The following is a 14,137-nucleotide window of genomic DNA, read 5'->3' on the forward strand; positions in this document are numbered from 1 at the left end:
ATAATATAGTCCTCATCTGCTCAAACACGCCTGAAGTGTGCAGCTTTATAAGGAAAAGTATTTGACTTATTGAATGTTTGATTATTTTTGCAGTCAATGAAATTATGCAATCCATTTATAAATGGTAAAATCTAATATCACAGTAATATGAGTTTAAGAATTATTGTTTTAGCGAAACAGGTTCCGGACACTCGGAATGTTGGAAAAGACGCGATGAAGGCCGATGGAACGGTCAATCGTGCAGCCCTTCCCGCCATTTTTAATCCGGAAGATCTGAACGCTTTGGAACAGGCTCTTCGATTGAAAGACGCTAATCCGGGTACTACGGTCACATTATTAACCATGGGACCGGGTCGTGCCGCCGAAATCATCCGCGAAGGTTTATATCGTGGTGCTGACGGTGGTTTTTTATTGACAGACCGTGCCTTTGCGGGTGCTGATACCTTAGCTACATCGTATGCTTTATCTATGGCCATTCGCAAGATAAAGGAGTATGATATTATCCTTTGCGGACGTCAGGCAATTGACGGAGATACGGCTCAGGTAGGTCCTCAGGTTGCCGAAAAGTTAGGGCTGAATCAGATTACCTATGCAGAGGAAATTTTCGGTGTGGAAAATGGGAAAATTACAGTTAAAAGACGTTTGGAAAGAGGTGTGGAGACGGTAGAAGCAAAATTGCCTATTGTTATTACGGTTAATGGATCAGCTCCTGATTGTCGCCCTCGAAATGCCAAATTGGTTCAAAAATATAAACACGCCAAAACAGTTACGGAAAAACAGGAAGCATCTGCTGACTATCTGGAATTATTCAGTACCCGCCCTTATCTTAATTTAACGGATTGGAATGTAGCAGACGTAAACGCGGATGTGGTACAATGTGGTCTGTCCGGTTCACCAACAAAAGTAAAGCGTATTGAAAACGTAATCTTTCAGGCAAAGGAAAGTAAAACATTACAACCGACCGATGGCGAAATGGATGAATTAATGAAAGAGCTAATTGCAAATCATACCATCGGATAAACCGGAGGCTACTAATCATTATAAGCACGAAAAAATTATGAATAATATATTTGTATATTGTGAAATAGAGGACGGCTTCGTAGCTGATGTCAGTCTTGAATTGCTTACCAAAGGGCGCTCGTTAGCCAATACGTTGGGATGCCGGTTGGAGGCAGTTGCAGCCGGTCATCAATTAGAGAATGTAGGCAAACAAGTATTCCCATATGGTGTAGATGTACTTCATGTGTTTGACGATGCACGTTTATTCCCCTACACTTCTCTGCCGCATACGTCTATTCTGGTAAACTTATTTAAAGAAGAGAAACCTCAGATTGCGTTTATGGGGGCAACCAGCATCGGACGTGATCTTGGACCTCGCGTTTCTTCGGCTTTAGGTAGTGGATTAACAGCAGATTGCACATCGCTCGAAATCGGAAACCATGAAGAAAAGCGTGAGAACAAGGTGTATGAGAATTTACTTTATCAAATTCGTCCGGCTTTCGGAGGAAATATTGTAGCAACAATTATCAATCCGGAATGTCGTCCGCAAATGGCGACAGTTCGCGAGGGCGTAATGAAAAAGGAAATCGTTGATCCGGCTTATAAGGGGGAAACAAAAACATATGATGTAAATAAATATGTATCTGATACTGATTTTGCCGTAACCGTAATTGATCGTCAGATTGAGAAGAGCAAGACCAATATCAAAGGTTCTCCTATTATTATTGCCGGAGGATACGGAGTCGGTTCTAAAGAAAATTTCCAGTTATTGCATGATCTGGCTGCAGTTATTGGCGGCGAAGTAGGTGCTTCGCGCGCTGCAGTTGATGCCGGATTCTGCGAACATGAACGTCAGATCGGACAAACAGGGGTAACTGTTCGCCCGAAACTCTATATTGCCTGTGGTATATCAGGCCAAATCCAACACATTGCAGGTATGCAGGAAAGTTCGATTATTATTTCTGTGAATAATGATCCGGCTGCTCCTATCAACACAATCGCTGATTACGTAATCACCGGTACTGTGGAAGAAGTGATACCTAAAATGATCAAATACTATAAACAGAACACAAAGTAATGGCAAACTTTTATTTAGATAACCCCAGTTTAAAGCACCATTTGCAACATCCTATGATGAAACGCATTGTGGAGCTAAAGGAGCGTAATTATGCGGATAAGGACAAATTCGACTATGCTCCCGTCGATTTCGAAGATGCTATGGATAGTTATGACAAAGTGTTGGAAATCGTAGGTGAAATCTGCGGTGATATAATTGCACCTAATGCAGAAGGCGTTGATCATGATGGCCCAACTGTTACTAACGGACGTGTCACCTATGCTCCGGGCACTCAACAAAACCTCGAAGCGGTTCGCAAAGCCGGCTTAATGGGAATCGCTATGCCCCGCCGTTATGACGGGCTGAACTTTCCCATTGTACCCTATATCATGGCTGCGGATTTAGTAGCTCGTGCTGATGCAGGTTTTGAAAACCTTTGGGGATTACAGGATTGTGCTGAAACATTATATGAATTTGGCAACGAAGATCAACATAAACGTTATATACCTCGCGTTTGTGCCGGAGAAACCATGTCGATGGACTTAACAGAACCGGATGCAGGATCTGACCTTCAGGCTGTTATGCTAAAGGCAACCTACAGCGAAAAAGACGGTTGCTGGTACCTGAATGGTGTAAAGCGTTTCATCACAAACGGGGATGCAGATATTCACCTGGTATTGGCTCGCTCTGAAGAAGGAACGAAGGATGCGCGTGGTTTGTCTATGTTCGTTTATGACAAACGCAATGGCGGAGTCAATGTACGTCGTATTGAGAATAAAATGGGTATTAAAGGATCGCCTACCTGTGAGCTGGTCTATCGTAATGCTAAAGCCGAACTTTGCGGGGATCGTAAACTCGGACTTATCAAATATGTAATGGGATTGATGAACGGAGCTCGTCTGGGAATCATGGCACAAGCTGTAGGTATCAGTGAAGCTGCTTGTCGTGAAGGATTGGCCTACGCGCGTGAACGTAAGCAGTTCGGAAAAGCGATCATTGAATTTCCGGCAGTCTATGAAATGTTGGCATTGATGCGTGCTAAAGCTGATGCTTCTCGTTCGATGTTATACGAAACGGCTCGTTTCGTAGATATGTACAAAGCGTTAGATGACATATCCAAAGAACGCAAACTGACTCCTGAGGAACGGACAGAAATGAAGTATTACGGAAAATTAGCTGATGCATTTACTCCTATGGGTAAGGGTATTACAACTGAATATGCGAATCAGAATGCGTATGATGCAATACAAATCCATGGTGGATCAGGCTTTATGAAAGATTACGCCTGCGAACGTTTGTATCGTGACGCTCGTATTACGAACATCTATGAAGGAACAACCCAATTGCAGGTAGTTGCCGCTATTCGCCACGTCACCACAGGTACTTATCTGAATAGAATCCGTGAGTACGAAACGATGACCTACAAACCGGAATTGGAATACCTGAGAAAGAAGTTAGTCAATATGACCAATAAATACGAAAAATTAGTAGCGAAGATCACCGAGCCGAAAGACAATGAGTATCTGGATTTCCATGCTCGTCGCTTAGTTGAAACTGCTACGCATTGCGTATTTGGCTACCTTTTACTACAAGACGCCAATGCGGACGACAGCTTCCGCCGTTCAGCCGAAGTCTATATCAACTACGGACAAGCCGAAGTCAACAAAATAGAATCATACATCAATGATTTCAGCATTGAAGACCTTGGCTTTTATAAGGCATGATTAAATAGACAACTATTTTTCAAGGATAAATTAAAGGAGGTATCTCGCAAGGATACCTTCTTTTTTTGCTTTTAACGCATTATTTTTTCAAATACATAAATACAAAAATATAATTTGAAGCTCTTCGGCAAACTGAACCAAGAGCTTCGACAAAAAAGAAGTTAAGGGTAAAAATTAATTAAAGTCGTTAGAATCTGTTTTGAATTTATTCTCTATTTTTTTATACCTGATTTGGTCTTTGGCGAAACATATGAAGACAAGACAAAAAGAAACTATTTTAACCATTTTGCTTACGCACTTCAAAAGCGCTTAACCTCATTTCTCTTTCGTTTATATAGTTTCAAACCAATAAATATTCCATAATGACAAAAAAAGACCGTTTTTTCACCAAAAACACAAAGGTTGTATTCCAAAATATAAAGATTATCTTCCGAGACGTAAAGGTTATTTTTCGAAATATATCCTTTATCTTCAAAAAAGAGTAGCGTAATTTTGGATTTTTTACTTTTTACAAATCTTAAAAAAACGGACATGCCGGATAATGCAATTTAAACAACATCTCCCGAATTCTGCTCTTCAGGCACATACTTCGTTATTTTGTTAGAGAAGTCAGCCCAAAAAGCCTTATTTATGATCGGTATCAATCCGACACAAAAACAGGCAATTTGCCAACATTTTGATTTTTCTCAAACCAATAGTTCAGAGCAAACGCATCTAAGAGCCTGTTTTAATTTTTATAGGATATTTCTTGAGGGCTTGTTTCGGTCTTCTTTCGTCTTCTTTTTTGCTTATCTGCATCTCCGCATTCAATCACATAGCCCGCTATGCTCATTCATGCGGATATACAACTAAACAAAAAATAAAACGAAATAAGCCACGAATAAAAATTTAAACAGGCTCTAAAATTTCAAATGTAAGAACATGAAAGAGTTACAAACAATATAAAAAAGATTCGTAAAATTCAAAACAGCCGCTATATTAAGGTTTAGAATGGGTATAAACAAAAAAAGGTTGTCTCACGACAACCAATCTTCATTGTTAACCTTAAATCTAATACCATGAAAAACACAATGCAAATATACGCCTTTTTATGTTATACAACACTATCAAAAAGCATATACTTGCTCTTTTTTAACATTATTTAATCAAATAGATTCCTAAATCTACTGAATATTTTCTCTTTGATACTCTTGTTTGGCTGGAAGTTAGGAGAATTCTCCATACCTGACAGAACTTCTTTTTCAGAGGTTGAGAGATTTTCCGGTATATAAACGCTTACGTTCACCAACAAATCTCCTGTTCCATAACGATTGATGGATGGTAACCCTTTATTCCGCAAACGAAGTACTTTTCCGGGCTGCGTTCCTGGTTCTATTTTCACTTTTGCTTTTCCATCCACAGTCGGTACTTCTACCGTTGCTCCTAAGGCGGCCTGAGGAACGCTTAACAATAAATTATAAAGCAGGTCATTTTCATCACGAATCAGTTCAGGATGTTGCTCTTCTTCTACTAAAATCAGCAAATCGCCATTTACACCACCGTGACGGGCTGCATTTCCTTTACCGCTCATGGATAGTTGCATTCCTTCAGCAACCCCTGCAGGTATATTTATGGTTATGATTTCTTCGTCTTTAACAACACCCGCACCTGCACAAGCTTTACATTTATTGACTACAATTTTACCTTCTCCATTACAAGTCGGACAGGTAGATTGCGTTTGCATCTGTCCCAATATCGTATTGGCAACTCTGGTCACATAACCACTTCCATGACAGGTATCACATGTTTTTACACCATTGCTACCTTCAGCTCCGCTACCATGACAGACTTTACATTGTACATCTTTACGGACTTTAATCTTCTTTTCTACGCCGTTAGCGATTTCTTTTAAGTTTAGTTTCACCTTTACGCGCAAATCAGATCCACGGTTTACACGCTGTCCTCTGGAAGAACCACCACCAAAACCACTAAAGCCACCAAAACCACCAAAATGACCACCAAAAATATCACCAAACTGCGAGAAGATATCATCCATAGACATACCTCCACCACCAAAGCCACCACCTTGTTGCGATGCGCCTCCTACACCCGCATGACCGAACTGATCATAACGTTGGCGTTTCTGAGGATCACTCAATACATCATAAGCTTCTGCGGCTTCTTTAAAGTTTTCTTCAGCAGTTTTATCTCCCGGATTTTTATCCGGATGAAACTGAATAGCTTTTTTACGATATGCTTTTTTTATTTCGTCGGCCGATGCATTCTTTTCAACACCAAGCACTTCATAATAATCTCTTTTAGCCATATTCCTATCTGTTATTATTCACCAACGACAACTTTTGCATGGCGAATTACCTTATCATATAAAGTATAACCTGTCTGCACACAATCTACAACTTTTCCTTTCAGTTCTTCTTCAGGAGCAGGTATGGTAGCCACAGCATCATACATTTCCGTATCAAAAGGTTGTCCGGTTGCTTCAATAGGTTTCACACCTTGCTGGGACAAATAAGCCATAAATTTAGTATAGATCAGTTCAATCCCTTCAGCTACAGCTTTAATATCATCTGATGTCCGCACATTTTGTAAAGCTCTCTCAAAATCATCAATTACAGGTAAAATAGCAGTTAAGGCTGACTCGCCTCCGGTTTTAATCAGCTCAGCTTTTTCGCGTAAAGTACGTTTACGATAATTATCAAACTCAGCCATTAAACGAAGATGATCATTATTCAATTCGTCATATTTTGCCTTTAACGCTTCCTGATCATCAGCCACATTGTCAGTTTCGGGAGTTGCTTCTACCTGTTCTGTCTGTTCTTTCTGTAAATTTGTCATTTCATCCATTTCTTCCGGATTAGTTGCCTCCGAAGATTGTTTCGCTTTATTATGCTCCATATCTTTCATTTATTTCTATATTTTATCTTTATTATCCTTTGTTTTCAATAAGATACGATTAAACAGACTTATATAATCACTCTAAAACAAAGCGGGTTAAATAAGTCGTATTTGTCAGATGTACAGCAAATATGCTGCCAACTCTTCCTATAGACGAAAAAATATCTTTACCTTTGTTTTGTAAATTCATAGGATTTCTAATATTTTAGTTTTGATTTTATAATTATTGATCATGAAAAAGTATATCATAGCGACCGTATTATTATTAATTGGTGTAACAAGTTTTGCTCAAAGTGGTGGGAATCTGATTTGCCGTTTAGGATTTTCTTTTGAAATAAGTAAAAATGCAAATTGGGGGAACGGATTACCTGTAGTTACAGATGTATATCCTTATTCTTCTGCAGAACTATCCGGATTAAAGAAATATGATATAATAGAAGATATAGATGGCGTTGATCTAAAAGGCCTTCCATTGGAAGATATTAATCAGCTGCTAAATCCGGCGGATAAACAGGAAATTGTTTTAAACATCTCTAATCTTTCAAAGACCGACCACTCTTTATTGATAAGCAAAGAATGCAAACGAAGAAATGCCATTTCCGAAGATCAATTGGCCACTGCATTTTCGATGTTGAGTCTGGAAACAGCATCGGAACGTAAATTTATCTGTCCATTTAAAACAACGGTTACCCCTAATGCCGTGGGATTTCAACAATTCCGCACATTTGGTTTTGCAGCAATTGATGAGAATAACAGAGAATTGGAAAACCAGATTAATGAAGCAATCAAAGATGCATTAACGGAAAAAGGATTGGCATATGACAGTTATGGTCCGGATATTTTGATCAGTACCTACTATTTCTTTGACAAGAACCCGAGTTTTAAAGGGGTTAATAAAATCGTCATCGATAAAGAACAAAACTATCGCTATGACTTTAGCCGGAACGAAATGGTCAAAGTTCCCTTTATAACAACTACAGCAGCAGAATCTGAAGCAGAATACGTTCTTCAGTTTGGTCTTAAATTAGTTGATAATATTTATCTGCCCGGACGCGTTCTTTGGGAATGTGAAGCGAATGAACTATTAGAATCCACTTATAAAATAGAAGATTACGTACGAATTCACGTTCCTCTGATGTGTATGCAATATCCATATGTAAAATATACGCGAAACGTTCAATATAAAGTGAATAAGAAAACTTACAACTACACGGGATTGAACTTTGATATTAACCGATTGGAGATGATTTCGAAAGTTGACCCTAATTCACCGGCTGCTGTTGCTGGTATTCGGGTAAATGACGTAATCGAAGAAATTGAAGGTAATAAATTAGATATTACAGCTGAAGAAGCAACTACGGCATACAAGAATTTCATCACTTCATCTATGAAATTCCGTGATCCGAGCACTCGTTTTACTGATGCCAACGGATTTACGCGCTGTATGTTTTGGGATACCTTTAAATATACTCAGGTGGCCGATGCTGTAAAGAAAGCTAAAGACGTAGCTCCTTTCTCTTACCTATTTTATTTTGCCCCTTATATTAATACATCAGGCACGAATGCTTGTACATTCAATATTCGCAGGGGTAAAACAAAATCCGAGATAGTTCTCCGCCCAACGGTTCGGACTGAACTATCTGTAACGATTGAATAACTATTTTATCTGACTCTTATAACGTGATATATCCACAAAATTTTGAAACAAAGACGGGCTTCGATAAAGTCCGTCTTCTTATTTCGGAAAAATGTTTAAGCGCACTTGGAAAAGAACGCGCATCAGAGATGTCTTTCTCAACAGATTATCCAACTATCACGCAACGATTAGAACAAACGGATGAGTTTATCCGTATCCTGCATGGTGATAAGGATTTCCCGGATAATTACTTCTTTGATGTCCGTTATTCATTGAAAAGAATACGTCCGGAAGGAACTTTTTTAGATGAAAAAGAGCTTTTTGATATCAAACGCTCATTACAGACAATAAACGACATTATTTGTTTTTTCCGCCCCACCGAAGAGGAAGAGGTTCTTTATCCGGCACTTACAGAATTAGCCGGAGATATATTGGTTTTTCCTCAGCTGATCAAACAAATCGACCATATTATAGATAAGTTCGGTCGGGTAAAAGATAGTGCATCTCCGGAACTATCCAATATCCGTAAAGAAATAGCCTCGACAACGAATAGTATATCCCGTAGTTTGCAGGCAATTCTCCGTTCGGCTCAGTCGGAAGGAGTTGTAGAAAAAGACGTTGCCCCTACCATGCGTGACGGTCGTTTGATGATTCCTGTTGCCCCTGCTTTTAAACGCAAAATACGTGGAATTGTACATGATGAGTCGGCTACAGGCAAGACGGTTTTTATTGAACCTGAAGTAGTAGTAGAAGCAAATAATCGCATAAGAGAACTGGAGGGAGAAGAGCGTCGTGAAATTATTCGCATTCTAACAGCGTTCACCAACACGATACGTCCACTTATTCCGGATATTTTGCTTTCATATGAATTTCTTGCGGAAATTGATTTTATTCGTGCAAAAGCCTTATTTGCCGAACAAATCAAAGCAATAAAACCGGTCGTAGAGAATAAACAGCAAGTTGATTGGGCACGTGCGGTACACCCCCTACTCTATCTTTCTTTAAAGAAACAAGAGAAGGAAGTTGTTCCTTTAGATATAGAATTAAAAGAAAATAAACGGCTATTATTGATTTCGGGACCAAATGCCGGAGGTAAATCGGTCTGTTTAAAAACAGTCGGATTAATTCAATACATGCTACAGTGCGGCTTACTGGTTCCAATACATGAAAGTTCGCGTGCCGGAATTTTTGAAGCCATCTTTATTGATATTGGCGACGAACAAAGTATAGAGAATGATTTGAGTACATACAGTTCTCATCTGACCAATATGAAGTTCTTTGTCAAAAACTGTAATGAGAAATCCATCATCCTGATTGATGAATTCGGTAGTGGAACAGAGCCTCAAATAGGAGGAGCTATTGCCGAAGCCTTACTGGTACGTTTTAATCAAAACGGTAGTTATGGCGTAATCACGACACATTATCAAAATCTGAAACATCTTGCCGAAGATACCGAAGGACTCGTTAACGGAGCTATGTTGTACGATCGTCATCTGATGCAACCTCTTTTCAGGCTTTCCATCGGCAATCCGGGAAGTTCCTTTGCAGTCGAAATTGCCCGGAAGATCGGTTTACCGGAAGATGTCATTGCAGATGCGTCCCAAAAAGTAGGATCAGACTATATTGACATGGACAAATACCTGCAAGATATTGTAAGGGACAAACGATATTGGGAAAGCAAACGACAGAATATCCGTCAACGGGAAAAGAAATTAGAAGATATTATCGCCCGTTATGAAACAGATCTTGAAGCGGTAAACAAACAACGTAAAGAGATCGTACGTGAAGCTAAAGTAGAAGCACAACGTATTCTTTCGGAAGCAAATGCAAAGATTGAGAATACGATTCGTGAAATTAAAGAAGCTCAGGCTGAAAAAGAACGAACCAAATTAATCCGTAAGTCCATCGATGAGTTTAAAGCATCAATTGAGAATACGGGAGATACGGATGACAAGATTGCCCGAAAGATGGCAAAGCTCAAAGAACGGAAAGAGAAAAAAGTAAAAAAGCAACCGGAGAAACAACCTGTATTCAACCGCGAAGTTATTGAGATTGGCGATTCTGTCCGATTAAAAGGTCAAACATCTGCGGGCACCGTAATGGAAACAGACGGTAAACAGGCAGTCGTTGCTTTTGGAATGATCAAAAGTACGGTTAAATTAGATCGGCTTGAGAAAGTAAGCAAAGGACAGTTAAAGCAAGAAGCTAAAGCCAGCTCATTTGTCGGTACTCAGACAAGAGATGATATGCGTGAAAAGAAACTTGGCTTCAAGCAGGAAATAGATATACGTGGAATGCGTGGAGATGAAGCCTTGCAAACAGTCACTTATTTTATTGACGACGCTATTCAGGTTGGCGTTTCGCGTGTTCGTATCCTACACGGAACAGGTACAGGAGCGCTCCGTCAGCTTATTCGTGACTATCTTCGCACAATTCCCGGCGTAGAGCATTATCGTGATGAACACGTCCAATTGGGAGGAGCGGGTATAACTGTAGTTGAATTTGAATAATTAAATAAATCCGGTATGAAAAAGAAAGAACATAATCTCAGACGTAAACGTTCAACCAATCGCCATCTTTCCGAACAATACGTATATACCGGAGAGAATAATACGCCGACCAGTATCCGGCTTATACAATATAATGCAAATAGCATTCGTAACAAAGAAGTTGTTTACAACAAAGAAACACAGTCCACGCTCAAAGATAAAAGCACAATCAACTGGCTGCAGGTAAGTGGGCTGACGGATTTCGAATTAGTTACACGTATTGTCGTTGATTTCGGCCTTGATGCCCTTGATGCAAAAGATATACTCACTCCTCAACATGTCGTAAAAATAGAAGAATACCGCGGGAAAATACTCGTTATTCTCAACTCCTGTCATTATGATAAAGACGATGTCATTCAGACAGAGCATATCGGAATAATACTGACTGAAAACACAATCGTAACCTTTACAGAAAACGACCATACTATTTTTCAGCCAATAGAAAAAGCGATACAAGATGATGTGTTGGATATTTGCAGCAAAGGCGACAGCAGCATGCTTCTTGCTTTTCTTTTGAACGCGGTTACCGTTAGCTTAGTCGAGGCTTCTTTACGCGTCGAGGAATTTTTAGAGGATATTGAAGATACCTTACTTGATATTTCTACAGACCAAAGTAGTGTCGGCTCACTAATCCAGCAACGCCGACGTGAATACATGGTAATCCGGAAAAATGGTCAACCATTACGGGAACAAATAAACAAACTCACCAAAGAAAACAGTCTGATTAATCACGACGCTATACCGGCCTTTATTGATATCGTAGATCAATTACAGTATGTCAATCAGACATTGGAAGGATGCAGAGAGATAATTTCATCACTTGTCGATCTCTACATTTCAAATAACGACCTACGAATGAATGCGATTATGAAACGACTTACCATCGTTTCTACGCTTTTTATTCCTCTAACATTTCTTGCCGGCATATGGGGAATGAACTTTGAAGTCATGCCCGAAACCAAATGGCAATACGGCTACCTTATTGCCTGGGGAATAATGATAGCCGTCGGCATTATCACATGGCTTTTCCTCCGTAAAAAAGATTGGTATTAAACCAGTTTCAGAATCCCCAATGTTCGCCTTTTATACTGCTGGTATCTGTTTCTCTCTTCTTTTCTCCGGTATAAATCCATTTAATCGTGTCTTCATAAGCCTGACCGTTATGGTTTAGCACTGCTTTGACCGTATTCTCACCCTTTTGCAGTCTTATATTTTCGAAGATATAATGCACATCAGTATATCCTTTCTTCATTTGCGTCTGTTCTTCTCCGTTCAGGTAAACTTTCGGCATACCAATATTGGAATAAACCGTGATCGTCGTCGTCTGTTTTTCACGATCTGTATTTCTTCGTTGCGTCAGATACAGAACCGGCTCCTTGCTCCAGTTTGCTTTATACCAGAAATAAGCATCCTTTTTAATCTTACGGTCAAAAGTAACTAATCCCTTCATATTGCGGGCAGGCACACCACCTCGTTCCCACATAGGTGCAGAGAAGTCAAACATATTCCATAAATAGGAAGCGATTATATAAGGATGTTGAGCAATTACACTCCACTGATATTCATATGTCTTGGTTTGAAAAGTTTCAGGATAAAACTCTTTACCCCAATTTAAAGACTCACCAAGATATTCCGTCTGATGATTAAGGTTCGCATCAGCACCATACTCAGTCAACATTAGTTTCTGATGAGGATAATTCTTTTCCAAACCTTTTACCCAAGGTTCAATATCTTGTAATTCTTTTTCATACCAGCCAAAATAACGATTCATTCCTTAAATATCCGCCACAAGGTTTACAGGATGTTCCATGACTCCATACCCATTAACTGAGACTGTATAACGATCCGGATCTTCTGTCTTTGCCAAATCATGCAGAGAACGGGTTAACTCGCGGGTATATTCATGCGGACGATAAACCTCATTATGTAATCCCCAAACATAAATGGAAGGATGATTAAAATTCTGACGAATCATCTCCCGCAATTGATTCCTTGCATTCTCGCTTTCATGACCGGAAACACGATTTACAAAAGGTATTTCAGCCCAGATAATCAAACCCAAAGAATCACAACGTGAATAGAGATATTCCGATTGTTGGTAATGCGCAAAACGAACAGTCGTAGCACCTATATCCATAATCATAGCAAGATCGGTATCATGCTGTTCATTACTCAAAGCACTACCCAGCCCCCACCAATCTTGGTGACGACAAACGCCATACATGGGATATTTCTTTCCATTCAGATAAAAACCGTCTCCCGCTTTGATTTCATAGGTTCTCAGTCCTAAAGGTTGTACTACTTTATCAATAACCTGTCCGTCTTTCAGCAAACGACTTTCTACCTTATATAAATACGGATTTTCTCTTCCCTGCCATAACACCGGCTTTTTAATAACAAAAGAAGACGTCCTGTTTTGCACACCCTGTGGAGTCAGGTCAAAAGACTGAATCTCTGATTTTATTAATCTCCCTTCCTGATCATAGATTCGATTTTCCAACGTCAATGGTACAGGCTGAGGAGTTCCATTATCCAATTTCACTTTCACCTGTATATTCGCTTGTTTTTGGCTCACATTATTTTGCGTTATGTAAACACCCGGCGAAGCGTTATCCGTTACACAAATAGTATATGGTTCAGTAACGACCAACCATACCGGTCTGTATATTCCTCCATAGACACCAAAAAGATTATGATTGATTGGAATAACATCCTGGCGTGATTGGTTATCCGCCTTTACAATAATTTCATTTTCCTTTCCGTATTTCAGCAATTTACCGATCTCACAGGCAAACGCACTATATCCTCCTTTATGTTCCGTCACTAATTCCCCGTTTACAAAAACTTCAGCGCATGCACCAACACCTTCAAATCGTAAGAATAATCGTTTATCCTTTAAAGCCTCCGGAGCGAAATAGATTTTGCGATAATATCCTATTCCTTCATAAAAGCTTGCCGCCTTTACCTGCATGTCTTTGGCATTCCATGTATGTGGTATTTCCACTTCTTTCCAACCGCTTTCCCATGTCCCGACATTCTGGATAAGTTCGTTACTGATTGGTGCCTTTTTGAAAGACCAGCCTTTATTAAACGACTCTACAGTCCTTCCTGTTCCATAAACAGAAGAACCGGAGAAGAAAAAGAGAATAATGTAAATAATAGATTTATACATATACGTTTGTGTTTACTGCAAAAATAACGTCTCATGCGATAGCAGTCGTGTAAAATAGTCTCAAAAACGGTTGAATATGTCTCGTTTTTTCTATTGAATACATAT

At 39.5% G+C, this 14,137-nt stretch carries 8 protein-coding genes and 1 pseudogene; 6 read left to right on the forward strand and 3 right to left on the reverse strand.

Going from position 1 to position 14,137, the window contains the following annotated elements; all coding sequences use genetic code 11:
• Positions 1–147: 147 nt before the first annotated feature.
• The 3 genes from PHT93_RS03515 to PHT93_RS03525 are packed head-to-tail and all read left to right on the forward strand — an operon-like array spanning position 148 to position 3,780.
• Positions 148–1,020: an electron transfer flavoprotein subunit beta/FixA family protein gene (locus PHT93_RS03515; protein WP_300239525.1), complete on the forward strand. Its 873-nt coding sequence runs from the start codon at positions 148–150 to the stop codon at positions 1,018–1,020.
• 37 nt (positions 1,021–1,057) lie between these two features.
• Complete coding sequence (locus tag PHT93_RS03520) at positions 1,058–2,077, forward strand: electron transfer flavoprotein subunit alpha/FixB family protein (protein WP_300239526.1); 1,020 nt, start codon at positions 1,058–1,060, stop codon at positions 2,075–2,077.
• Entirely contained in the window at positions 2,077–3,780 is a 1,704-nt protein-coding gene (locus tag PHT93_RS03525) for an acyl-CoA dehydrogenase family protein (protein WP_300239529.1), read from the forward strand. The genes PHT93_RS03520 and PHT93_RS03525 overlap by 1 nt, the downstream gene beginning before the upstream one ends.
• A gap of 1,141 nt (positions 3,781–4,921) precedes the next feature.
• Here the strand turns inward: PHT93_RS03525 and dnaJ are convergent.
• Both dnaJ and PHT93_RS03535 read right to left on the reverse strand, forming a co-directional pair.
• The gene (gene dnaJ / locus PHT93_RS03530; protein WP_300239532.1) at positions 4,922–6,085 is read right to left on the reverse strand and encodes a molecular chaperone DnaJ; all 1,164 of its coding nucleotides are present in this window, start codon (positions 6,083–6,085) and stop codon (positions 4,922–4,924) included.
• A 14-nt stretch (positions 6,086–6,099) separates the two neighbouring features.
• Complete coding sequence (locus PHT93_RS03535) at positions 6,100–6,624, reverse strand: nucleotide exchange factor GrpE (RefSeq protein ID WP_300239576.1); 525 nt, start codon at positions 6,622–6,624, stop codon at positions 6,100–6,102.
• Between the two features lie 283 nt (positions 6,625–6,907).
• Here PHT93_RS03535 and PHT93_RS03540 point away from each other — a divergent pair, with 283 nt between their 5' ends.
• The 3 genes from PHT93_RS03540 to corA are packed head-to-tail and all read left to right on the forward strand — an operon-like array spanning position 6,908 to position 11,913.
• The gene (locus PHT93_RS03540; RefSeq protein ID WP_300239534.1) at positions 6,908–8,332 is read left to right on the forward strand and encodes a DUF4136 domain-containing protein; all 1,425 of its coding nucleotides are present in this window, start codon (positions 6,908–6,910) and stop codon (positions 8,330–8,332) included.
• Between the two features lie 23 nt (positions 8,333–8,355).
• Positions 8,356–10,821, forward strand: coding sequence for a Smr/MutS family protein (locus tag PHT93_RS03545; protein ID WP_300239537.1), 2,466 nt, complete (start codon positions 8,356–8,358; stop codon positions 10,819–10,821).
• 15 nt (positions 10,822–10,836) lie between these two features.
• The gene (gene corA / locus PHT93_RS03550) at positions 10,837–11,913 is read left to right on the forward strand and encodes a magnesium/cobalt transporter CorA (protein ID WP_300239540.1); all 1,077 of its coding nucleotides are present in this window, start codon (positions 10,837–10,839) and stop codon (positions 11,911–11,913) included.
• A 7-nt stretch (positions 11,914–11,920) separates the two neighbouring features.
• On the opposite strand, the pseudogene PHT93_RS03555 reads toward corA, so the two are convergent.
• A pseudogene (locus tag PHT93_RS03555) lies at positions 11,921–14,032 on the reverse strand (glycoside hydrolase family 2 TIM barrel-domain containing protein).
• Between the last annotated feature and the right edge of the window lie 105 nt (positions 14,033–14,137).

Source organism: Massilibacteroides sp., from assembly GCF_028705895.1.
Lineage (GTDB): Bacteria > Bacteroidota > Bacteroidia > Bacteroidales > Tannerellaceae > Massilibacteroides.

What these genes read in the sequence shown, in the direction of transcription:
- PHT93_RS03515 (WP_300239525.1), top strand. Translation starts at nt 148, where the DNA reads ATGAGTTTAAGAATTATTGTTTTAGCGAAACAGGTTCCGGACACTCGG.
- PHT93_RS03520 (WP_300239526.1), top strand. Translation starts at nt 1,058, where the DNA reads ATGAATAATATATTTGTATATTGTGAAATAGAGGACGGCTTCGTAGCT.
- PHT93_RS03525 (WP_300239529.1), top strand. Translation starts at nt 2,077, where the DNA reads ATGGCAAACTTTTATTTAGATAACCCCAGTTTAAAGCACCATTTGCAA.
- dnaJ (WP_300239532.1), bottom strand. Translation starts at nt 6,085, where the DNA reads ATGGCTAAAAGAGATTATTATGAAGTGCTTGGTGTTGAAAAGAATGCA.
- PHT93_RS03535 (WP_300239576.1), bottom strand. Translation starts at nt 6,624, where the DNA reads ATGGATGAAATGACAAATTTACAGAAAGAACAGACAGAACAGGTAGAA.
- PHT93_RS03540 (WP_300239534.1), top strand. Translation starts at nt 6,908, where the DNA reads ATGAAAAAGTATATCATAGCGACCGTATTATTATTAATTGGTGTAACA.
- corA (WP_300239540.1), top strand. Translation starts at nt 10,837, where the DNA reads ATGAAAAAGAAAGAACATAATCTCAGACGTAAACGTTCAACCAATCGC.